The organism is Enterobacter sp. CM29 (assembly GCF_013179605.1).
Taxonomy (GTDB): domain Bacteria; phylum Pseudomonadota; class Gammaproteobacteria; order Enterobacterales; family Enterobacteriaceae; genus Enterobacter; species Enterobacter intestinihominis.
Map to the genome: position 1 here is coordinate 1 of NZ_JABMCU010000074.1, position 19,331 is coordinate 19,331.

Annotated in this window: 22 protein-coding genes and 1 pseudogene; 12 read left to right on the forward strand and 11 right to left on the reverse strand. The window is 54.0% G+C overall.

What is annotated here, in order from left to right:
- Positions 1 to 112: pseudogene (locus HP459_RS11260) on the reverse strand (5-dehydro-4-deoxy-D-glucuronate isomerase); the annotation flags it as partial.
- A gap of 300 nt (positions 113 to 412) precedes the next feature.
- On the opposite strand from HP459_RS11260, the gene HP459_RS11265 reads away from it, so the two are divergent.
- Positions 413 to 1,588, forward strand: a complete 1,176-nt coding sequence (locus HP459_RS11265) for an oligogalacturonate lyase family protein (RefSeq protein ID WP_022649254.1) — start codon at positions 413 to 415, stop codon at positions 1,586 to 1,588.
- A gap of 416 nt (positions 1,589 to 2,004) precedes the next feature.
- Here HP459_RS11265 and HP459_RS11270 read toward each other — a convergent pair whose 3' ends face one another.
- The 3 genes from HP459_RS11270 to HP459_RS11280 all read right to left on the reverse strand — a co-directional run bounded on the left by HP459_RS11270 (position 2,005) and on the right by HP459_RS11280 (position 5,143).
- On the reverse strand, positions 2,005 to 2,688 hold the full coding sequence (locus tag HP459_RS11270; RefSeq protein ID WP_003862842.1) for an oligogalacturonate-specific porin KdgM family protein: 684 nt from the start codon (positions 2,686 to 2,688) through the stop codon (positions 2,005 to 2,007).
- A 317-nt stretch (positions 2,689 to 3,005) separates the two neighbouring features.
- Entirely contained in the window at positions 3,006 to 4,184 is a 1,179-nt protein-coding gene (locus HP459_RS11275; RefSeq protein ID WP_022649256.1) for an acetyl-CoA C-acetyltransferase, read from the reverse strand.
- Positions 4,185 to 4,276: 92 nt separating this feature from the next.
- A complete protein-coding gene (locus tag HP459_RS11280; RefSeq protein ID WP_165716049.1) occupies positions 4,277 to 5,143 on the reverse strand; it encodes a LysR family transcriptional regulator in 867 nt (288 codons plus the stop codon).
- Between the two features lie 101 nt (positions 5,144 to 5,244).
- Here HP459_RS11280 and HP459_RS11285 point away from each other — a divergent pair, with 101 nt between their 5' ends.
- Both HP459_RS11285 and HP459_RS11290 read left to right on the forward strand, forming a co-directional pair.
- Positions 5,245 to 5,709 carry a multidrug/biocide efflux PACE transporter gene (locus tag HP459_RS11285; RefSeq protein WP_171936224.1) on the forward strand — a complete coding sequence of 155 codons (465 nt, stop codon included), beginning with the start codon at positions 5,245 to 5,247 and terminating at the stop codon, positions 5,707 to 5,709.
- Between the two features lie 116 nt (positions 5,710 to 5,825).
- A complete protein-coding gene (locus HP459_RS11290) occupies positions 5,826 to 7,055 on the forward strand; it encodes an amino acid permease (protein ID WP_022649259.1) in 1,230 nt (409 codons plus the stop codon).
- Positions 7,056 to 7,088: 33 nt separating this feature from the next.
- On the opposite strand, the gene HP459_RS11295 is transcribed toward HP459_RS11290, so the two are convergent.
- Together HP459_RS11295 and yjdI are read right to left on the reverse strand one after the other, a co-directional pair.
- Positions 7,089 to 7,361 (reverse strand): GNAT family N-acetyltransferase, encoded by a 273-nt coding sequence (locus tag HP459_RS11295; RefSeq protein WP_006811846.1) that lies wholly within the window; start codon positions 7,359 to 7,361, stop codon positions 7,089 to 7,091.
- 10 nt (positions 7,362 to 7,371) lie between these two features.
- On the reverse strand, positions 7,372 to 7,602 hold the full coding sequence (yjdI, locus tag HP459_RS11300; RefSeq protein ID WP_022649260.1) for a 4Fe-4S mono-cluster protein YjdI: 231 nt from the start codon (positions 7,600 to 7,602) through the stop codon (positions 7,372 to 7,374).
- 452 nt (positions 7,603 to 8,054) lie between these two features.
- Here yjdI and HP459_RS11305 point away from each other — a divergent pair, with 452 nt between their 5' ends.
- The 7 genes from HP459_RS11305 (at position 8,055) to HP459_RS11335 (ending at position 14,408) form a co-directional block, all read left to right on the forward strand.
- The gene (locus HP459_RS11305) at positions 8,055 to 8,243 is read left to right on the forward strand and encodes a general stress protein (RefSeq protein WP_022649261.1); all 189 of its coding nucleotides are present in this window, start codon (positions 8,055 to 8,057) and stop codon (positions 8,241 to 8,243) included.
- Between the two features lie 90 nt (positions 8,244 to 8,333).
- Positions 8,334 to 8,831 (forward strand): ferritin-like domain-containing protein, encoded by a 498-nt coding sequence (locus HP459_RS11310; RefSeq protein ID WP_003862851.1) that lies wholly within the window; start codon positions 8,334 to 8,336, stop codon positions 8,829 to 8,831.
- A gap of 62 nt (positions 8,832 to 8,893) precedes the next feature.
- The gene (locus HP459_RS11315) at positions 8,894 to 9,400 is read left to right on the forward strand and encodes a ferritin-like domain-containing protein (protein ID WP_038416640.1); all 507 of its coding nucleotides are present in this window, start codon (positions 8,894 to 8,896) and stop codon (positions 9,398 to 9,400) included.
- Positions 9,401 to 9,417: 17 nt separating this feature from the next.
- Positions 9,418 to 10,290: a manganese catalase family protein gene (locus HP459_RS11320; RefSeq protein WP_022649263.1), complete on the forward strand. Its 873-nt coding sequence runs from the start codon at positions 9,418 to 9,420 to the stop codon at positions 10,288 to 10,290.
- A gap of 70 nt (positions 10,291 to 10,360) precedes the next feature.
- Entirely contained in the window at positions 10,361 to 11,764 is a 1,404-nt protein-coding gene (locus HP459_RS11325; protein WP_003862857.1) for a cytochrome ubiquinol oxidase subunit I, read from the forward strand.
- Positions 11,764 to 12,774 (forward strand): cytochrome d ubiquinol oxidase subunit II, encoded by a 1,011-nt coding sequence (gene cydB / locus HP459_RS11330; protein ID WP_022649265.1) that lies wholly within the window; start codon positions 11,764 to 11,766, stop codon positions 12,772 to 12,774. The genes HP459_RS11325 and cydB overlap by 1 nt, the downstream gene beginning before the upstream one ends.
- An 8-nt stretch (positions 12,775 to 12,782) precedes the next feature.
- Positions 12,783 to 14,408, forward strand: a complete 1,626-nt coding sequence (locus HP459_RS11335) for an alpha-amylase family protein (RefSeq protein ID WP_171936225.1) — start codon at positions 12,783 to 12,785, stop codon at positions 14,406 to 14,408.
- Here HP459_RS11335 and HP459_RS11340 read toward each other — a convergent pair whose 3' ends face one another.
- The 4 genes from HP459_RS11340 to HP459_RS11355 are packed head-to-tail and all read right to left on the reverse strand — an operon-like array spanning position 14,409 to position 16,905.
- Positions 14,409 to 15,395 carry an SDR family oxidoreductase gene (locus tag HP459_RS11340; protein WP_023298529.1) on the reverse strand — a complete coding sequence of 329 codons (987 nt, stop codon included), beginning with the start codon at positions 15,393 to 15,395 and terminating at the stop codon, positions 14,409 to 14,411.
- Positions 15,396 to 15,411: 16 nt separating this feature from the next.
- Positions 15,412 to 15,930, reverse strand: a complete 519-nt coding sequence (locus HP459_RS11345) for a 2-oxo-tetronate isomerase (protein ID WP_022649268.1) — start codon at positions 15,928 to 15,930, stop codon at positions 15,412 to 15,414.
- A 15-nt stretch (positions 15,931 to 15,945) separates the two neighbouring features.
- Positions 15,946 to 16,392 (reverse strand): DUF421 domain-containing protein, encoded by a 447-nt coding sequence (locus HP459_RS11350; RefSeq protein WP_022649269.1) that lies wholly within the window; start codon positions 16,390 to 16,392, stop codon positions 15,946 to 15,948.
- A 9-nt stretch (positions 16,393 to 16,401) separates the two neighbouring features.
- Positions 16,402 to 16,905: a hypothetical protein gene (locus HP459_RS11355; RefSeq protein ID WP_171936226.1), complete on the reverse strand. Its 504-nt coding sequence runs from the start codon at positions 16,903 to 16,905 to the stop codon at positions 16,402 to 16,404.
- A gap of 139 nt (positions 16,906 to 17,044) precedes the next feature.
- Between HP459_RS11355 and HP459_RS11360 the strand changes: the two genes are divergently transcribed.
- Together HP459_RS11360 and HP459_RS11365 are read left to right on the forward strand one after the other, a co-directional pair.
- Positions 17,045 to 17,434, forward strand: coding sequence for a YdeI family stress tolerance OB fold protein (locus tag HP459_RS11360; RefSeq protein WP_022649271.1), 390 nt, complete (start codon positions 17,045 to 17,047; stop codon positions 17,432 to 17,434).
- Between the two features lie 61 nt (positions 17,435 to 17,495).
- Positions 17,496 to 18,380, forward strand: a complete 885-nt coding sequence (locus tag HP459_RS11365) for an SDR family oxidoreductase (protein WP_126315158.1) — start codon at positions 17,496 to 17,498, stop codon at positions 18,378 to 18,380.
- A gap of 102 nt (positions 18,381 to 18,482) precedes the next feature.
- On the opposite strand, the gene HP459_RS11370 is transcribed toward HP459_RS11365, so the two are convergent.
- A partial coding sequence (locus tag HP459_RS11370) for an alkyl sulfatase dimerization domain-containing protein (RefSeq protein WP_171936227.1) occupies positions 18,483 to 19,331 on the reverse strand: 849 nt, incomplete at its 5' end.

Sequence of the window (19,331 nt, forward strand, 5' to 3'; positions counted from 1 at the left end):
CCATGGTGTACTTGTCGGCTTCGAACACTTGCTCAACTAAAAACTCACTGCGCAGCCCCTGAGTATCCAGCGTTTTTGCGTGCGCACTGTGGATGCTTTGTCTGACGTCCACGTAAACCTCCAGAATTGATCGTGCCCGAAGGCAAAGATGAATAACGAAACAATGTTCCGTTTTCGTGATGAACACATATTATCCCCTGTACATGGGGTTTTCAATTACATTTAAAACAACGTTTCATTTTTTCTGTATGTTTATGCCAGAAATGGTGTTTCGATCACGATAAATCTTTAAGCCCCTCAATCTGGTTAAAGAAACTGAGAATTTGCGCTGTCAGTCACACACAATGAAACGATGTTTTGATAATTTAACACCTAGTTTTCAACCTATATTACGCGTTCAAAGGAGTGCATTATGGCTAAAGGTATGCGGGTCAAGCTGAACTACGAGGTCAGCCGCGATCCGGATACAGGCGTGGAAGTTACCCGCCTGACCCCACCGGAAGTAACCTGTCATCGCAACTACTTTTACCAGAAGTGCTTCTTTAACGATGGCAGCCACCTGCTGTTCGCCGGGGAGTTCGACGGTCACTGGAACTATTATCTGCTGGATCTGAAAAACGCCGAAGCGGTGCAGCTGACTGAAGGCGCGGGCGATAACACCTTTGGCGGGTTCCTCTCTCCGGACGATCAATCCCTCTACTATGTGAAAAACGATCGCACCCTGCTTGAGGTGGATTTAAAGACGCTGGCAGAGCGCGAAGTGTACCGTGTCCCGGAAGAGTGGGTTGGCTACGGCACCTGGGTCGCGAACAGCGACTGCACCAAACTGGTGGGTATTGAGATTGCCAGACGTGACTGGACGCCACTCAACGACTGGAAAATTTTCCACGACTTCTTCCACAAAGGGCCGCACTGCCGCCTGCTGCGCGTTGATCTAAAAACGGGTGAAAGCACCACCATCCATGACGAGAAGATCTGGCTGGGACATCCGATTTATCGCCCGTTCGATGACAATACCGTGGCCTTCTGTCATGAAGGGCCACACGACCTGGTTGACGCCCGCATGTGGCTGGTCAACGAAGATGGCAGCAACGTGCGGAAAGTGAAAACGCACGCGGAAGGGGAAAGCTGCACGCATGAATTTTGGGTGCCGGACGGGTCCGCGCTGATCTACGTCTCTTACCTGAAAGGTCAGCAAGGGCGCACCATCTCCCGCTTCAATCCGGACACCGGCGTGAATGAAGCGGTAATGAACATGCCCGCCTGTTCGCACCTGATGAGCAATGTTGACGGCACCATGCTGGTTGGCGACGGTTCCGGCACGCCTGTCGATGTGAAAGACACCGGCGGCTACACCATTGATAACGATCCTTATCTGTATGCCTTTGACGTGGCGAAGAAAGCCTATTACCGCATTGCCCGTCATGACACTTCCTGGGCTACGGTGGCGAACAGCCGCCAGGTAACCCACCCGCATCCGTCCTTCACGCCGGACGAAAAAGCGGTGCTGTACAGTTCCGATAAAGACGGCAAACCAGCCCTCTATATCGCGAAACTCCCCGAGCAACCTGAAATGTTGCATGCCTGAATGAGTTAGTGTTTCTGTAACTGGCCTTGCCCTCCGATTCGGAGGGCTTTTTTTTGGGTGATTGCGGCGCTTTTTGCCGGGTGGCGCTAACGCTTACCCGGCCTACGAAACGACTGATTGGAGAGAAAGTGTAGCCGGGTAAGCGCATCGTCATCCCGCATACGAAACGACGGAGTAGAAGGAAAGTGTAGGCCGGGTAAGCGCAGGGCCAGTCGGCATACGAAACGACGGAGTAGAAGGAAAGTGTAGGCCGGGTAAGCGCAGCGCCATCCGGCATACGAAACGACGGAGTAGAAGGAAAGTGTAGGCCGGGTAAGCGCAGGGCCACCCGGCATACGAAACGACGGAGTGGAAGGAAAGTGTAGGCCGGGTAAGCGAAGCGCCACCCGGCGGTTTTTAGCGAAGAAGCTGGATTATCAGAAGGAGTACGCCACGCCTAAACGGAAACGGGTCTGGCGTTCGTCAGTGTCTTTAACCCCCACGTTGCCCACCTCAACATACGGTGCCCAGTTTTTATCCCATTTGTAGGCCAGCTTGGCGTTATATTCATTGGAATAATCTTTATTGTTATTTCGGGCCACGCCTTCAGAGCTTTTCGCGTAAACATAGTTCAGCTCGGTACGCCAGTCACCTAATACCCAACCGACCCACGCATCACCACGGTTAACTTTATCATCGTCCTTATTTGAGCTTGACGGGTAGCGGGTATATTCATAACGGTAACGCGCGGCCACGTAGAAGCCATTATCGAAACTATATTGCACATGCAGATTCGGTTTATAAATGGTACGACTGTCTGTGCTTTCAATCGTAAACGCAGGCGTCAGGGCGATATTGTCTGTCGCTTTCCAGCGCCAGCTAATCTGATCTTCGTGACCGTTCCCCACCACATCCGCGAATGGCTGATCTGCCTTGTCCCCGCCTGATTTCCACTTCGCCTCGACTGAAAAACCGAAGCCATTATCAAAGCGGTGCGAGACGGCAACACGGTCGGCATTCGAGCCGCTGTCAATATATTCGTGACGCAGATCGACGGTAACGGCGCTAGCCGCAAAAGAGGCACTAATAAGGGAAGCAAGGAGCAGAGATTTCTTAAACATGAAAAAACCCTCAATTAAAATAACGTTTCGTTTTTATGAAACTTGAGTTTATTTTTTATGCACCGTTATTTTAGTGACAAGGATCGAAATTATTTGTTTCATTTTTTTTGGCAAAGATCGACGTGAACCTCATCAACAAAAAAGGCGTATAACGCATAAATTCCAGGCGTGAGATCACACTAAGAACTTCACAAAGCGAATAATTCACCGCGCAATAATTATTGTGGGCTTAAGAAAGAACGCAGAAGTGTTAAAAAAGGATTCTGCGGACATAAAAAAACCTCCCGAGGGAGGCTTTCTGTGCGCAGAGGGGGAAATTACCGTTCGATAGCCAGGGCTACCCCCTGCCCTCCGCCAATGCAGAGCGTTGCGATCCCTTTTCGGGCGTTACGCTTTTTCATTTCGTGGACTAGCGACACCAGAATGCGGCAGCCGGAAGCGCCAATAGGATGACCGAGCGCGATCGCACCGCCGTTGACGTTGACCCGCAGCGGATCCCATTCCAGCATTTTCCCGACCGAGATCGCCTGTGCAGCAAAGGCTTCATTGACTTCAATCAGATCTACATCGTTCAGCTGCCAGCCCGCCCGCTCAAGACAGCGGCGCGTGGCATAGACCGGGGCGATCCCCATTAACGCAGGATCAACACCCACGCTGGCAAACGCTTTGATGCGCGCCAGTACCGGCAGCGCCAGCTCCTGGGCTTTGCTTTCACTCATCATCATCACCGCCGCCGCACCGTCGTTAATGGATGATGCGTTACCTGCCGTTACAGAACCGAGCGTTTCGAAGGCCGGATCGAGTTTTGCCAGCCCTTCTGCGCTGGCATCGGTGCGCGGCTGCTCGTCGGTATCAACGATGAGCGCTTCGCCGTTCTGGCGTTGGGTACTGACCGGGACAATTTCATCGCGAAAACGGCCGGAGTCGATCGCTGCACGCGCTTTTTGCTGCGAGCTAAGCGCATACGCATCCTGAAGCTCGCGGCTGATGCCGTATTCCCGCGCCAGGTTTTCCGCCGTTACGCCCATATGGTAGTCGTTGAAGGCGTCCCACAGCCCGTCATGAACCAGGCTGTCAAGCAGCTGACTGTTCCCGAGCTGCGCGCCGGTCCGGCTGTCGGTCAGGACATGCGGGGCGCGGCTCATATTCTCCTGCCCGCCGGCAATGACCACGTCCGCTTCACCGCACTGGATGGCCTGCGTCGCAAGGTGGAGCGCTTTCAAACCTGAACCACAGACGTCGTTGATGGTAATCGCCGAAACGGTATTAGGCAGGCCGCCCTTCAGCGCCGCCTGGCGCGCAGGGTTTTGTCCCGCGCCAGCGGTCAGCACCTGGCCGAGGATCACCTCATCAATTTCATGTGCGGCAACCCCGCTGCGTTCCACCAGCGCTCTTACCACCACGCTGCCGAGATCAACCGCAGAGTGACGCGCAAGCGCTCCCTGAAAACAGCCGATAGCCGTACGTAACGCACCCACTATAACGACATCTTTCATCACGACCTCTGTGCAAAATGACATGACGATAGTAGAGGATTGTTATCAACAATTGACGCAAATGTTTAAAATTAGTGAGTTTAGTCACAGGATTATCGTGCGTCCTGCAAGTACTGGCGCAGCCAGCTTCCGGCGACGCCGGGCGGGGTTCTTTTGTTCCATACCAGATCGATGGCAATCGACCTCGGCCAACCCGGCACGTTCAGCTGCACCAGCGATTTCGATGCGGCAAATTCGTCGACCAGCGCGCAGGGTAACGCGCACCAGCCAAAGCCCTGTACCGCCATGCTCAGCAGCAGCAGGTAGTTCGGCGCAGACCAGACCGGCCCGCGCGCAAGGGGCGCTTCCCGTTCAAGATAGGTACTCAGCCGCAGCTCGCGCCAGCCATGCAGCTCGTCCGCCTGCGTCTCATGTTGCCCTGCCAGAGGATGTCCGGCAGAAACGTAAATAGCCATCCGCGTCTGCATAGGCAGACGGGTCGCGCCAATATCGGTCGGGTAGCTGTCGCGTGCTTCCGTCAGGCCAATTTGCGCCCGCTCCTTTTGCAGCAGATCGATCACGTCCTCCTCTTCCCCAATCAGACACTCGAATTCGGTGTGCGGAAAACGCTGGTCGAACTGGCTCATCATCTCTTCCAGCACGGCCGGGTTAAGCGTATCGGAGAGAACAAAGGTAAAACGCGCCTCCGTTTGCGCCGTTAAGGATACGGCCAGCTCATCAAGGCGCGCGCTGGCGGCGAGGATTGACTGGACATAGCCCAGCACCTGTTCACCCTGGGCGGTTAACACCGGGTGACGCGCCGAGCGATCAAACAGCTCAAAGCCAAGGTCAGCTTCAAGGTTGGCGATGGAGGTGCTGATGGTGGACTGGCTTTTACGCAGCCGTCGTGCCGCAGCTGAAAACGAACCTGCGGAGACAGTTTCAACAAACGCGGTCAGTGCTTCGGGAGAATAACGCATGATGTATCTACTTTATCGATGGATACCATCTTTTATATATCACCTTAAGCGATAAGAATAGGCCGCATCAACGCCCATACTGGCGTCTATATGAGGTAAATATGCAACATCAGGATGCACTCCAACGTAAATTGCCGGAGCGGATCTTCCATGCCGTCTGTTTTGAAGGTATTGCTACGGCGATCCTCGCCCCTACGGCCGCGTGGCTAATGCAGCGCTCGGTGGTTGAAATGGGGGGTCTCACTATTATTCTGGCGACCACGGCAATGCTCTGGAACATTATCTATAACTTTGGCTTCGACCGTTTCTGGCCCGTTCAGCGGGTGAAGCGCACGGCAAAAGTGCGCGCCCTGCATGCGCTGGGTTTTGAATGCGGCTTTATTGTGATTGGCGTAACCATCGTTGCCGCCGTGCTGGGCGTGACGCTGCTCCAGGCCTTCACGCTGGAGATTGGCTTCTTCCTGTTCTTCCTGCCGTACACCATGCTCTACAACTGGGCGTATGACGCCCTGCGGGAGAAAATTATCAAGCGCCGCCAGCAACGTCGCGCCCTGGCAAGCGAATAACCTTCCGGCCGGAGACCTGCTCCGGCCCACCCCCTGCGAAGCAACGGCGACCTCAACGCATAATTATGGTAAATTGCACTCCTTTTTGTTCGTTTTATAGTTGATACGTTGCTCTAATGTCGAAAATTTGGTCAAAAGAAGAGACTCTCTGGAGTTTCGCCCTCTACGGCACTGCCGTGGGCGCAGGAACCCTGTTCTTGCCCATTCAGCTCGGCTCTGCTGGCGCGATTGTCCTGCTGATCACCGCCCTTGTGGCGTATCCCTTAACCTACTGGCCGCATAAAGCGCTGGCGCAATTTATTCTGTCGTCGAAGACGAAAGGCAACGAAGGGATCACCGGTGCCGTTTCCCATTACTACGGCAAAAAGATCGGCAACCTCATCACCACGCTCTATTTCGTGGCCTTCTTTGTGGTGGTTCTGATTTACGCGGTGGCGATAACCAACTCACTTACTGAACAGCTGGCGAAACGGATGACGGTGGATACCAGCGTGCGGATGCTGGTGAGTTTTGGCGTGGTGCTGATTTTGAATCTGATCTTCCTGATGGGGCGGCACATCACCATTAAGGTGATGGGTTTCCTTGTCTTTCCGCTGATCGCCTATTTCCTGTTTGTCTCGCTGTATCTGACGGGCAGCTGGCAGCCGTCGCTGCTGACCAGCCAGATGGCCTTCGACCAGCATACACTGCACCAGGTGTGGATATCGATCCCGGTGATGGTTTTCGCTTTTAGCCATACCCCGATCATCTCGACCTTCGCCGTAGATCGTCGCGAGAAATACGGTGAAGAGGCTATGGGTAAATGCAAAAAAATCATGAAAGTCGCGTACCTGATCATCTGCCTCAGCGTGCTGTTCTTTGTGTTCAGCTGCCTGCTTTCGATTCCACCGTCCTATATCGTGGCGGCAAAAGAGGAAGGGGTGACGATCCTGTCCGCGCTGTCGATGATGCCTTCATCCCCGGCATGGCTGGGCATTTCCGGCATTATCGTGGCAATTATAGCGATGTCGAAATCGTTCCTCGGCACCTATTTTGGCGTGATTGAAGGGGCAACGGAAATTGTGAAATCGTCGCTGAATCAGGTGGGGGTGAAGAAAAGTCGCGCCTTTAACCGCGCGGTTTCGATTCTCGGCGTGTCGCTGATTACCTTTGCGGTCTGCTGCATCAACCCGAATGCGATCTCCATGATTTACGCCATCAGCGGTCCGCTTATCGCCATGATCCTGTTCATCATGCCGACGCTGTCGACGTACCTGATCCCGTCGTTAAAACCCTACCGCTCCATCGGTAACCTGCTGACGCTGATTGTGGGTGTGCTGTGTGTGTCGGTGATGTTTGTCGGTTGAGTGTGCTGCCCGGCGCAATGCCGGGCATCTGTTTTACGCCCGAATATCGTCATACTCCCGCGTATTATCAAACTCATGCTTCGCAAACGGACACAGCGGGATAATTTTACGGTTCTCCCCGCGCATCTTCTCTACCACCTTCGCCACCAGCTGCTTACCCACACCCTGCCCTTTCAGGCTCGGATCCACATCGGTGTGCTCGATGATGCTCAGATGCTCGCCGGTCGGGACAAAGACGATCTCCGCAACCTGATTGCCTTCGGCGTCGTTGACATAAAACTTGTTATGGCCTTCAAGAATATCCATGGTTCCTCACTTATTTTAGGCGGTACTTCAGCGCACCGCTCGGGCAGGTATCAATTACGCGCGCAACAGTTTCTGCATCCACTTCATCCGGTGCGATCCAGGGTTTACGCTTCAGGTCGAACAGCGCCGCGCTGCCGCGTACGCAGTTGCCCGAGTGTTTGCAGATCCCTGTGTTGAAGTAGACATCGATTTTCTCACCGGTATAGGCCCGGTACCCTGCATCCAGTAGCTCCTGATCCATGACATTGCCTCTGTAATTATTGTGGTGACAAATGCAGCATACCCTCACCCGATCCGCCTGACCACGTCAAAAACGACGATCGGATACACTGTTTCGGCTCGTTATTTTACTTCTCGCTTAAGACTATTCCGATTATAAATACTCAGGTCGGTAAGATATATTTTTGCGCTACGTCAATTCTTGTAATCATTTCCGCCGCGTTCACATTAAGATTATTAGCTAAGCGGAATCCTAACGACACAATTTATTTCCCCCTAAGCAATGGATTTACTTCCGATTTTCAAAAATCGTAACGAAGCGGTATTTCCCCCGCATCTCTGGAAATGGTGCAAAACAACCCAGACAGGAAATTTGACTCTTCTCACATAACGACTAATGTTAATTTCTGAACGACAACTGATACGAATTACTTATCGTATCACCTGACATAAACGCAACATGAGGGTTGATATATGGCAGAGCAACATCGTGGTGGTTCCGGTAATTTCGCGCAAGACCGTGAAAAAGCATCAGAAGCTGGACGTAAAGGCGGCCAGCACAGCGGCGGTAATTTCAAAAACGATCCGCAACGCGCATCTGAAGCGGGTAAGAAAGGGGGACAGAACAGTCACGGCGGGGGCCGTAAATCTGATAACTCCTGATCTTATTTAAAGCTCTTATAAATATACCGAGAGCATGCTGCGGGCCTGTCGGCTCGCAGTACCTTCCCTTTATTTCACTGGAGCGAATATATGAATATGAAAACTGTTGAAGATGTATTTATTCACCTGTTATCCGATACCTATAGCGCTGAGAAGCAGCTGACCCGCGCGCTAAGCAAGTTAGCCCGCGCCGCATCAAGCGAGAAGCTGAGCGCTGCGTTCACGGCTCACCTTGAGGAGACGCAGGGACAGATCGAACGTATCGATCAGATTATTGAGCAGGAATCCGGCCTCAAGCTGAAGCGCATGAAATGCGTTGCAATGGAAGGCTTAATTGAAGAAGCCAACGAAGTTATTGAGAGCACTGAGAAAAACGAAGTGCGTGATGCTGCATTAATTGCCGCCGCACAGAAAGTCGAGCACTACGAAATTGCCAGCTACGGCACCCTGGCCACCCTGGCTGAACAATTAGGCTATAAAAAAGCCGTTAAACTTCTTGCAGAAACGCTGGAAGAAGAAAAAGAAACCGATCTCAAATTAACCGATCTGGCTGTGGGCAATATTAATCAAAAAGCCCAGAAAGGATAAATAATAATTTGATGAGCATCAGCACCAACAATTAACCAGAAAATAAATCACAGGAGTTAATTATGAATCATGTAGAACACTACCATGATTGGCTACGCGATGCCCATGCGATGGAAAAGCAAGCCGAATCCATGCTGGAATCAATGGCCAGCCGTATTGATAATTATCCCGACTTACGTGCACGAATTGAACAACACGTTAATGAAACTAAACACCAAATTACCGTGCTGGAAGAAATTCTCGACCGCAATGATATTTCCCGTTCGGTCATAAAAGATTCCATGAGCAAAATGGCGGCGCTCGGCCAGTCCATTGGCGGCATGTTCCCTTCCGACGAAATTGTTAAAGGCTCCATCAGCGGCTACGTTTTTGAGCAGTTTGAAATTGCCTGCTACACCTCTCTGCTGGCCGCGGCCAAACAAGCGGGCGATACCGCCTCCATTCCAGCCATTGAATCCATTCTGGAAGAAGAGCGCCAGATGGCGGACTGGCTGATTCAACATATTCCACAGACGACGGAACAGTTCCTGCTGCGCTCCGACGCGGACGGCGTTGAAGCGAAAAAATAACGGAAGAGGGAGAAACTATGTTTCGACACGTAAAACAGCTGCAATACACGGTACGCGTAGCCGAACCGAATCCGGGTCTGGCTAATCTTCTGCTTGAGCAGTTTGGCGGGCCACAGGGCGAACTTGCCGCGGCATGTCGTTACTTTACGCAAGGATTGAGCGACGACGATCCCGGTCGTAAAGATATGCTGATGGATATCGCGACCGAGGAGTTAAGTCACCTGGAAATTATCGGCACCCTGGTGGGTATGCTTAATAAGGGTGCGAAAGGTGAACTGGCGGAAGGCGTTGAAAATGAAGCGGAGCTGTACCGGTCCATGACCGAAAACGGCAACGACAGTCATATCACTTCCCTGCTCTACGGGGGCGGTACTCCGCTCACTAACTCCGCAGGCGTACCGTGGACGGCGGCGTACGTGGATACCATTGGCGAACCCACCGCGGATCTGCGCTCTAACATTGCGGCCGAGGCGCGCGCCAAAATTATCTACGAACGGCTTATTAACGTAACGGACGATCCAGGTGTTAAAGATGCGCTGGCGTTTTTAATGACGCGTGAGGCAGCACACCAGCTTTCGTTTGAGAAGGCGCTCCAGTCGATCCGTAACAACTTCCCACCGGGTAAATTGCCTCCAATCGAAGAGTACACCAACAAGTACTACAATATGTCTGAGGGGGGAGAAGTTCGCGGAAGCTGGAACAGCGACAAGCACTTCGACTACGTGGAATCTCCTCAGCCAGCGGTCGATGGCGGTGACGGCGGCGCAAGCGTAACGCTTACAACAGAGCAGGCTACGCTGGTCAAAGCAATGTGCGCACGTACGAAATCCGATCCTAAAGCCGATCCGCTTACCGGTGCCGAGCTTGGCGCGGGTAAGAAAAAACCGTAACCGGTTTTGCCAGGCAGCCTGAGGCTGTCTGGCAATGCCTTGTGGGCTATCAGTTCCAGAGGTACGGAGCATGTTCGAGCTTGATGCGTTTCATCTGGCCAGGATACAGTTCGCCTTTACCGTCTCTTTCCATATTCTCTTTCCGGCAATCACCATCGGGCTTGCGAGCTATCTGGTGGTTCTCGAGGGCATGTGGCTTCGCACAAAAAATGATGTCTGGCGCTCGCTTTACCATTTCTGGCTGAAAATTTTCGCCGTTAACTTTGGTATGGGCGTGGTTTCCGGGCTGGTAATGGCTTATCAGTTTGGGACTAACTGGAGCGGATTTTCCCAGTTCGCAGGCAGCATAACCGGCCCTCTGCTCACTTATGAAGTCTTAACCGCCTTCTTCCTCGAAGCCGGTTTCCTGGGCGTGATGTTGTTCGGCTGGAACAAGGTCGGCCCCGGCCTGCACTTCTTTGCCACCTGCATGGTAGCGCTGGGCACGCTGATGTCCACCTTCTGGATCCTCGCCTCCAACAGCTGGATGCATACCCCGCAGGGCTTCAGTATTCAGAATGGTCAGGTCATTCCCGAAGACTGGCTGGCCATTATTTTTAACCCCTCATTCCCTTACCGTCTGATCCATATGTCCATCGCCGCCTTCCTGTGCAGCGCCTTGTTTGTGGGCGCGTCCGGGGCATGGCATCTGCTGCGCGGCAACGACACGCCCGCTATTCGCAAAATGTTCTCCATGGCCATGTGGATGGCGCTGCTGGTCGCGCCCATACAGGCCGTGGTTGGGGATATGCACGGCCTGAATACGCTTGAGCATCAGCCTGCCAAAATCGCCGCGATTGAAGGCCACTGGGAAAATCCGCCCGGCGAGGCTACCCCGCTGCTGCTGTTCGGCGTACCGGATATGGAGGAGGAGCGCACCAAATACGGGCTTGAAATTCCGGCGCTCGGCAGCCTGATCCTGACGCACAGCCTGGATAAACAGGTCCCGGCGCTGAAAGATTTCCCGAAAGAGGACCGCCCGAACTCGCTCATCGTCTTCTGGTCTTTCCGCATTATGGTCGGCATGGGGCTGCTGATGATTACGCTTGGTGTGCTGAGCGTCTGGCTGCGCTATCGCCGCCGACTCTATCACTCGCGACCATTCCACTGGTTTGCCCTGTGCATGGGGCCAGCCGGACTGCTTGCGCTGCTCGCCGGGTGGGTCACCACCGAAGTGGGCCGCCAGCCGTGGGTCGTCTACGGCTATCTGCGCACGATAGATGCGGTGTCTCTGCACAGCACGTTGCAGATGAGCATCAGCCTGCTGGCCTTTATCGTGGTCTACTGTTCGGTATTTGGCGTGGGTTATGTTTATCTCGCCCGGTTGATAAAGAAAGGGCCGCAGCCTGTCGGCACGCTAACGTCTAATACATCGGGCACCCCTGCCCGTCCGCTGTCCGCCGCCGAGTCTGTTCCGGAAGAGGAGAAGATCTGATGGGCGTCGATATCCCGGTCATCTGGTTTGCCATTATTGTCTTCGCCACGCTGATGTACATCATCATGGACGGTTTCGATCTCGGTATCGGCATGCTGTTCAGCTTTGTGGGCGATGCCAAAGAACGCGACGTAATGGTAAACAGCGTCGCACCGGTCTGGGACGGAAATGAAACCTGGCTGGTTCTCGGCGGCGCAGGGTTGTTCGGCGCGTTTCCGCTGGCCTACGCGGTGATTATCGATGCCCTGACCATCCCGCTGACGGCCATGCTGATCGGGCTCATATTCCGCGGCGTGGCGTTTGAGTTTCGCTTTAAGGCGACCCCTTCCCACCGCAAATTCTGGGACTACTCCTTTGCAGGCGGCTCCCTGCTCGCAACCTTCAGCCAGGGGATCGTGGTCGGCGCGATGATCAACGGCTTTGACGTGGAAGGGCGACGCTTTGTGGGCTCCTCGCTGGACTGGTTAACCCCGTTTAACCTGTTCTGCGGGCTGGGTTTGATTGTCGCCTATACCCTGCTGGCTACCACATGGCTGATCATGAAAAGCGAAGGCGCGCTGCAAAACCGGATGCGTGAGCTGACCCGGCACGTGCTGCTGGCACTGATCGCCGTCATTGCGGTGGTGAGTATCTGGACCCCGCTCGGCTGGCAGTTTGTCGCCGAGCGCTGGTTTACACTGCCTAACTTCTTCTGGTTCCTGCCAGTTCCGGTTCTGGTCGCGGTATTCAGCCTGTGGATCTGGCGGCTGACGCGCAATCCCGACAGCCATGCCCGTCCGTTCCTGTTAACGCTGGGCCTGATCTTCCTCGGCTTTAGCGGCCTGGGCATCAGCCTGTGGCCACACATTATTCCGCCACACATCACCCTGTGGGAAGCCGCCGCGCCGCCTGCCAGCCAGCTGTTTATGCTGATTGGTACGCTGTTAATCATCCCGGTGATCCTGGTTTATACCGCCTGGAGCTACTACGTCTTCCGGGGCAAAGTGTCTGATACCGAAGGTTATCATTAAGGATTGCTATGGCAGGCTGGCATACACGCGCCATTATTTACCAGATTGATACCGCCCTGTTTTACGATCTTAACGGCGATGGCTGTGGCGACATCGCCGGAATCACCGCGAAGCTGCGCTACATCCGCCGGATGGGCGCGACGGTTATCTGGATCACCCCGTTTTACCTCACGCCTTTTCTCGATGAAGGTTATGACGTGAGCGACCATTTGCAGGTCGATCCCCGCTTCGGCAAGCTCAACGATATCATCGCCTTTATTGAACAGGCGCGGGAGCTGGGGATGCAGGTCATTATTGAGCTGCTGATCCAGCACACCTCGGATGCGCATCCCTGGTTTCAGCAAGCCCGCCGCAACCCGCAGTCACCCTACCGTGACTATTATCTCTGGTCTGACACGGACGAGGACGATACGCCACCGATGTTCCCCGGCGTGGAAAAGAGCGTCTGGACATGGGACGACGAAGCGGGGCAATACTACCGGCATATGTTTTATCACCACGAGCCGGATCTCAATCTGGCCTCCCCGGCGGTGCTGAAGGAGGTTGAGAACATCATCATCTTCTGGCTAAAGCTCGGGGTGTCGGGCTTTCGCCTGGATGCAGCGTCGCACCTGACAAAACAGGCCGGGCGTGGAGATGAAAAACGCGGCCTGTGGATCCTGGAGCATCTGCGCCGTCTTATCGAGCAGCGTAATCCAGACGCGATCCTGCTCGGCGAAGTCGACGTGGAGGTCGACGCCTACAAAGATTATTTTGGTCAGAATGACCGGCTCAACCTGGTGCTGAATTTCTGGCTCAATAAGTACTTTTACGTCAGCCTTGCAGAGAAGAGCGCACGACCGCTGCGCAACGCGGTGAAAAAGATGATTGTGCCGCCGGACTCCTGCTGCTTCGCCAACTGGCTGCGCAATCATGATGAGCTGGATCTGGAAGGGATAGGCAAAAAAGCGAAGCAGACCGTCATTGATGCCTTCGCCCCTGATGAAGAGATGAGCGTGTATCAGCGAGGGATCCGCCGCCGTCTGGCGCCGATGCTTAAGGGCGATCGAAAGCGGCTGGCCTTTTGCCATGCGGTCTTGTTTTCGCTGCCTGGCGTACCGGTCATGCGCTACGGGGATGAAATTGGAATGGGCGATGATTTAGATCTGGAGGAGCGTTACGCCGTACGCACCCCGATGCAGTGGGCCGGATCGCAGGGCGGCGGTTTCTCAGATGCCGACCCGGAAACCTTTATCGCCCCAATGATTGACCATGGTCCGTACCGCTATCAAAAAATCAACGTGGCGGATTCGCTGTTGCACCGCAACTCCCTCCTGCACTGCATTATCGATATCGCCAATACGCGCTCGGAGTTTCCTGAGATCGGCGTCGCGCCGTTTCGTCTTATTACTATCGACAACGATGCGGTACTGGGGATCTATTACGAAACCGACACGCGCAGCATTCTGACCTTCGTTAATTTCAGCGATAAGCCCGTTAATTTTACCGCCAGAGGGATCCGGCATGCGACCTGGACCGCATGCCTGGCGGACAAACGCTACGACGACGCGCTGGTATGCGGCAAAACCGTCGCACTTAACCTCAGCAGCTATGGCTACCGCTGGTTCTGGACCGATCGTACCGCACTGCGCTGATTATCGTCTCCGCGAGAGCAGCAGACGCGCCACGATCGCGCCCGTGACGGCGAGGGAGCCGAGCAGCACTTTCCCCGGCATGCCGGAGGTAACGCTGGTGGCGCGCTCTTTTGCTTCGTCGGTGAAATGCCCGTGGATTTTATGCAGATCGTTAACCGGCTGATCCAGATAGTCCTGACGGTCATCCGCATTTAGCGTATCGGTCATCTGCCCTTCCCAGGCCTTTTTAACCATCAGCCGGTCCAGAAAACCGGGGAAAAGAAACTGCCCGACAATCGACTGGACAGTGCTGCTGCCCACCCACAGCTCCCGCACCGGTTTCTGCGCCACCTTAAAAATAGCGCTGGCAGCCACTTCCGGCTGAAACACGGGAGGAACCGGGCGCATCGCCCAGGCAAATTTATTCCTCGCCCACTCGAACTGCGGCGTATTGAGGCCCGGCATCTGTACCATTGCGATCTGCACCCGGCTGTTTTCATGCATCAGCTCGGTGCGTACGGCATCGGTAAATCCGCGGATCGCGGCCTTCGCGCCACAGTAGGCTGACTGCAAGGGAATGGAACGGTAGGCCAGCGCGGAGCCAACCTGAATAATCGTTCCACGATCGCGAGGGGTCATTAACTCCAGCGCGGCGCGGGTGCCGTTAACATAGCCCAGATAGGTCACCTCGGTGACGCGGCGAAACTCCTCCGGGGACATGGTGCGAAACGGCGCCAGCATCCCGCCCATGGCGTTATTCACCCACACATCGATGGCTCCAAGCCGGTATTCAATTTCGTTAGCAGCATCGGTCACCGCCTTGCTGTCCGCCACGTCGGCCTGAACGGCACACGCGTTGATCCCGAAACGGCGCAACTCCTCTTCTGTGGAGCGCAGGCTCTGCTCATCGCGGGCAATAATGCCTACATCGTAGCCCGCTTTAGCAAAGTGCAGCGCCGTGGCTTTCCCCACGCCCGCCGTACCGCCGGTAATAACGATAACAGCCATAGCCTTTCCCCTTGTCTCAGACGTTATCCCACCCGGAGAGTATTTCGATCAGTTCAGACAGCGAATAACGCACCGCTTTTTCCACCACATCCTGACATTCACCGGAAAACAGCACGGTGCGGGTTTCCGTCTGTCCGCGAATATTCCAGCCGAAGCAGACCGTACCGGCTGCCGTGCCATCGTCTCCGCCTTCCGGTCCCGCATAGCCGCTGATGGCAACACCAATATCCGCCTCGGCAATATCGCGAATTTTAGCGGCCATCTCAGTAACCGTTTGTTCACTGACGGCGGTGAAGCGCTCAATCGTTTCGTGCCGCACGCCGAGGATCCTCTCCTTCGCCGCATCGCTGAACACCACCATGCCAACGTCATAAAATTCCGCCGTGTTCTCTTCGGCACAAAGCGCAACCGCGAGATTACCGCCGGTGCAGGACTCCGCCGTGGTTAGACGCAGTCCTCTTTCTGTGAGCGTCGTGGCAAGCTTTTTCGTCAGCTCGCTGATGGTCGTATTATTATCGTGAATAAGGTTGCTCATGGATGTGCCCCTTAGTTAATTTTCTTCAGGAATAATTGAAATATGGCCGTTACGCTCAAGGATCGCGTACTTAATATCCTTTAATTCCGTTATGCCGTGGTTCTGGCGTGCTGAAACCAATATATCATCGCAGGATACATCGACTTTTTTCAGTTTATCCGCAATGGGAATACCATTCTCTACCAATATCACCGGGGTGCCATCAAGAACATTCTCAACAGAAGAAGAATATTTTTTAATCAGGCCAAAAATAATATCCACCACCACCAGCGTTGTTATTGTAATCATCGCACCGGTGACGGAAAAATCTTCGCCCAGTAGCGCCTGCTGTGTCGCCTCACTGATAATTAAGAGCAAAATAAGGTCAAAGCTGGTCATTTGCAGCAGGGCGCGCCGTCCGGCGACTTTAAACACGATCACCAGAAACAGGTATATTGCCAGGGCACGAAAAACCATGTCCATATTCGACTCCTAGGGGTAAATAAACTGCCAGAAGCGGATATCTGGCCCGTTGTTTACGCGGATGCTGTTGGTCCATTTCCCTGCTTTTGTCGGCGTGATGAACAGCAGGACGGTGAACTTATCGCTCTGTTTCAGATTGTCGTAAACGAGAATCAGGGTGTTCCCCCGGCTATACATGCTGTCCGGCTGCGGCCAGACGCTGCCCGGCTCATATACGTCGCTGCTTTCGCTGGTCAGGCTGAGAATATATTTACCCTCAGACGTCACCGGAAACGTCAGCGTCATCCGCGATTCGGTCTGGCGGCGGCCGAAGCGCTCATAGCTCAGGTTCAGGGATTTTGCTTCGTTTGTTTTCTCCACGTCGCTAACCGCACCGCTGGAAAACAGGCCGGCTAACGCGGCCACGATAATACCTAACAGAACAATAAAACCCACCTGACGAAATGCATACTCAAACGTCAGTAAACGATAACTCTCTTTTATCCCAGGCACTTTTTCATTTTTTGGTTCCATGGCTTTTGTCACCGTTTCGCTTAATTGCCGAAATTTTTGATTTTTCTACGCAAATGCTTTTAAGACTTATCACATTTGCCACATAAAGGAATAGCAACAATACTTAATAAGTCAAGACATCCAAAATGAAGGATATCAGATGAAATTATCAGTGATTTCAGCCTTGTTAATATTAATTATCCCTTCCGCATGGGCAGATAATAACGGCGGGTTACAAAAGGGTGAAGCGCCGCCACCGCCGCATGCCCTGGACAGTGGTTATCGTGGTACCGATGATGCGCGCATTATGACCATTACTCAGGCAAAAGAGATGCATGATGGCGCCTCTATTTCATTGCGCGGCAATCTTATTGATGGCAATGGCGATAAATACGTATTCCAGGATAAAACCGGGAAAATCGACGTTATTATCCCGAAAGCCGTATTTGACGACAGAACCGTGGAACCTGACAACATGATCAGTATTAGCGGCTCGCTCGATAAAAAATCATCCCCACCCGTAGTGCGGGTCAGCCACTTGCAAAAATAATTCAGCGAAGCGTTAACGCTGTAACTATCCATCAAATCTCACCCCTAACAAGGAGTTAGCTATGAGTGATAATGAACAACGTACGAACGCTTACCCAACGCCACCTTTCCCGGAGCAGCCCCAGACGCCACCGGGCCTGGCCTCTGAAATGGACCCTGTTCCCGATCACGGCGAGACAAGCTACAAAGGGCATGGCCGGCTTACTGGTAAGAAGGCGCTAATTACCGGGGGCGATTCCGGCATCGGACGCGCAGTAGCCATTGCCTATGCCCGCGAAGGGGCAGATGTCGCCATTAACTATTTGCCGGAAGAGGAAGAAGACGCTGCGGAAGTGATCGCCCTGATTAAAGCGGAAGGACGGAATGCCGTCGCGCTACCGGGCGATGTGCGGGACGAAACTTTTTGTCAGAACCTGGTGGAACAGGCCATCGGAAAACTGGGCGGGCTGGACATCCTGGTGAATAACGCAGGCCGCCAGCAGTACCGTGAGACGCTGGAAGAACTGACCACGGAAGATTTTGACGCGACCTTTAAAACAAACGTCTATGCGCCTTTCTGGATCACAAAGGCGGCGTTGCGCCACATGAAAGCTCCCGCTTCCATCATTAACACCTCATCTGTACAGGCGGTAAAACCGAGCGCCGTACTGCTTGACTATGCGCAGACCAAAGCCTGTCTCGCGGTATTTACCAAAGCGCTGGCGAAACAGCTGGGTCCGAAAGGGATCCGCGTGAACGCGGTAGCGCCCGGACCTTACTGGACCGTGCTCCAGCCCAGCGGGGGGCAGCCACAGGAAAAAGTGAAACATTTTGGCGAGAGTACCCCTCTGGGACGCCCGGGACAGCCTGTGGAGATCGCACCGCTGTATGTCACTCTGGCCTCGGATGAGTGTTCATACACCTCCGGGCAGGTCTGGTGTTCAGACGGCGGCGACGGCGTCATCTAGCGCTCAAGCAGCGCAGAGTGTAGGCCGGGTATGGCGAAGCCGCCACCCGGCAAATTGTTGCTGGCGAATGCTAAAAGGCTGCGAAAGCAGCCTTTCTTACATTTAAGGGGTGACGACAGGAAACCAGAAACTGAAGCTCTCCATGCAGCGCAGCATTTCGTCTACCTTCGCGGCGTTGCCGACGATCGTCACCTCTCCTGCCTGTTGCGCCTTTTTCAGCGTGGTCTCCTTAAGGATGATTTTGTTCAGCGTTTCGCGGCTGAGCGTAATGGTTGCATCCGGATCTTCTGCCTGGATATTGGCACTGTGGTTTAGCACGCCATTCTCCAGCTCCAGCTTATACCTGCCGCCCTCGCGGCCTAAATCAACGTTAAAAACGCCTCTGGCATTCGCCGCTCTGACGCCGTTAAGGTGAACGCCGAAGTAGTCAAAAATCATCTCAGTCGACATGGCACGGACCGCATCCGGGCTGGCGGTTTTGGGCGTCGGCTTTATCTTCACGCCGTTACGCAACTCTTGCGCACCGGTGAGGTAGGCGTTACGCCACGGCCCTGACTCCGCATGGTATCCCAGCTGTTCAAACGCATCGGCTTCCAGTTCGCGCGCCGCCTTATTATTCGGATCGGCAAAAACGACTTTACTGACCACCTGAGCCACCCAGCGATAATTCCCCCGGGCATAATCGACACGGGCTTTTTCAAGGATTGCGCGGGCTCCGCCCATGTAATCGACATACTTTTTCGCCGCCTCGACCGGAGGCAGTTCATCGAGCGTCGCCGGATTGCCGTCGAACCAGCCAAGATAGTAGACATAGGTGGCTTTGACGTTGTTGCTTACCGAGCCGTAATAGCCACGGCCTGCCCAGGATTTAGCCAGCCCGTAGGGCAGGGCGAAATTTGCGGCTATTTCATCCCTCGTCAGCCCCTTATTCGCCAGTCTGAGCGTCTGGTC

What these genes read in the sequence shown, in the direction of transcription:
- HP459_RS11265 (WP_022649254.1), top strand. Translation starts at nt 413, where the DNA reads ATGGCTAAAGGTATGCGGGTCAAGCTGAACTACGAGGTCAGCCGCGAT.
- HP459_RS11270 (WP_003862842.1), bottom strand. Translation starts at nt 2,688, where the DNA reads ATGTTTAAGAAATCTCTGCTCCTTGCTTCCCTTATTAGTGCCTCTTTT.
- HP459_RS11275 (WP_022649256.1), bottom strand. Translation starts at nt 4,184, where the DNA reads ATGAAAGATGTCGTTATAGTGGGTGCGTTACGTACGGCTATCGGCTGT.
- HP459_RS11280 (WP_165716049.1), bottom strand. Translation starts at nt 5,143, where the DNA reads ATGCGTTATTCTCCCGAAGCACTGACCGCGTTTGTTGAAACTGTCTCC.
- HP459_RS11285 (WP_171936224.1), top strand. Translation starts at nt 5,245, where the DNA reads ATGCAACATCAGGATGCACTCCAACGTAAATTGCCGGAGCGGATCTTC.
- HP459_RS11290 (WP_022649259.1), top strand. Translation starts at nt 5,826, where the DNA reads ATGTCGAAAATTTGGTCAAAAGAAGAGACTCTCTGGAGTTTCGCCCTC.
- HP459_RS11295 (WP_006811846.1), bottom strand. Translation starts at nt 7,361, where the DNA reads ATGGATATTCTTGAAGGCCATAACAAGTTTTATGTCAACGACGCCGAA.
- yjdI (WP_022649260.1), bottom strand. Translation starts at nt 7,602, where the DNA reads ATGGATCAGGAGCTACTGGATGCAGGGTACCGGGCCTATACCGGTGAG.
- HP459_RS11305 (WP_022649261.1), top strand. Translation starts at nt 8,055, where the DNA reads ATGGCAGAGCAACATCGTGGTGGTTCCGGTAATTTCGCGCAAGACCGT.
- HP459_RS11310 (WP_003862851.1), top strand. Translation starts at nt 8,334, where the DNA reads ATGAATATGAAAACTGTTGAAGATGTATTTATTCACCTGTTATCCGAT.
- HP459_RS11315 (WP_038416640.1), top strand. Translation starts at nt 8,894, where the DNA reads ATGAATCATGTAGAACACTACCATGATTGGCTACGCGATGCCCATGCG.
- HP459_RS11320 (WP_022649263.1), top strand. Translation starts at nt 9,418, where the DNA reads ATGTTTCGACACGTAAAACAGCTGCAATACACGGTACGCGTAGCCGAA.
- HP459_RS11325 (WP_003862857.1), top strand. Translation starts at nt 10,361, where the DNA reads ATGTTCGAGCTTGATGCGTTTCATCTGGCCAGGATACAGTTCGCCTTT.
- cydB (WP_022649265.1), top strand. Translation starts at nt 11,764, where the DNA reads ATGGGCGTCGATATCCCGGTCATCTGGTTTGCCATTATTGTCTTCGCC.
- HP459_RS11335 (WP_171936225.1), top strand. Translation starts at nt 12,783, where the DNA reads ATGGCAGGCTGGCATACACGCGCCATTATTTACCAGATTGATACCGCC.
- HP459_RS11340 (WP_023298529.1), bottom strand. Translation starts at nt 15,395, where the DNA reads ATGGCTGTTATCGTTATTACCGGCGGTACGGCGGGCGTGGGGAAAGCC.
- HP459_RS11345 (WP_022649268.1), bottom strand. Translation starts at nt 15,930, where the DNA reads ATGAGCAACCTTATTCACGATAATAATACGACCATCAGCGAGCTGACG.
- HP459_RS11350 (WP_022649269.1), bottom strand. Translation starts at nt 16,392, where the DNA reads ATGGACATGGTTTTTCGTGCCCTGGCAATATACCTGTTTCTGGTGATC.
- HP459_RS11355 (WP_171936226.1), bottom strand. Translation starts at nt 16,905, where the DNA reads ATGGAACCAAAAAATGAAAAAGTGCCTGGGATAAAAGAGAGTTATCGT.
- HP459_RS11360 (WP_022649271.1), top strand. Translation starts at nt 17,045, where the DNA reads ATGAAATTATCAGTGATTTCAGCCTTGTTAATATTAATTATCCCTTCC.
- HP459_RS11365 (WP_126315158.1), top strand. Translation starts at nt 17,496, where the DNA reads ATGAGTGATAATGAACAACGTACGAACGCTTACCCAACGCCACCTTTC.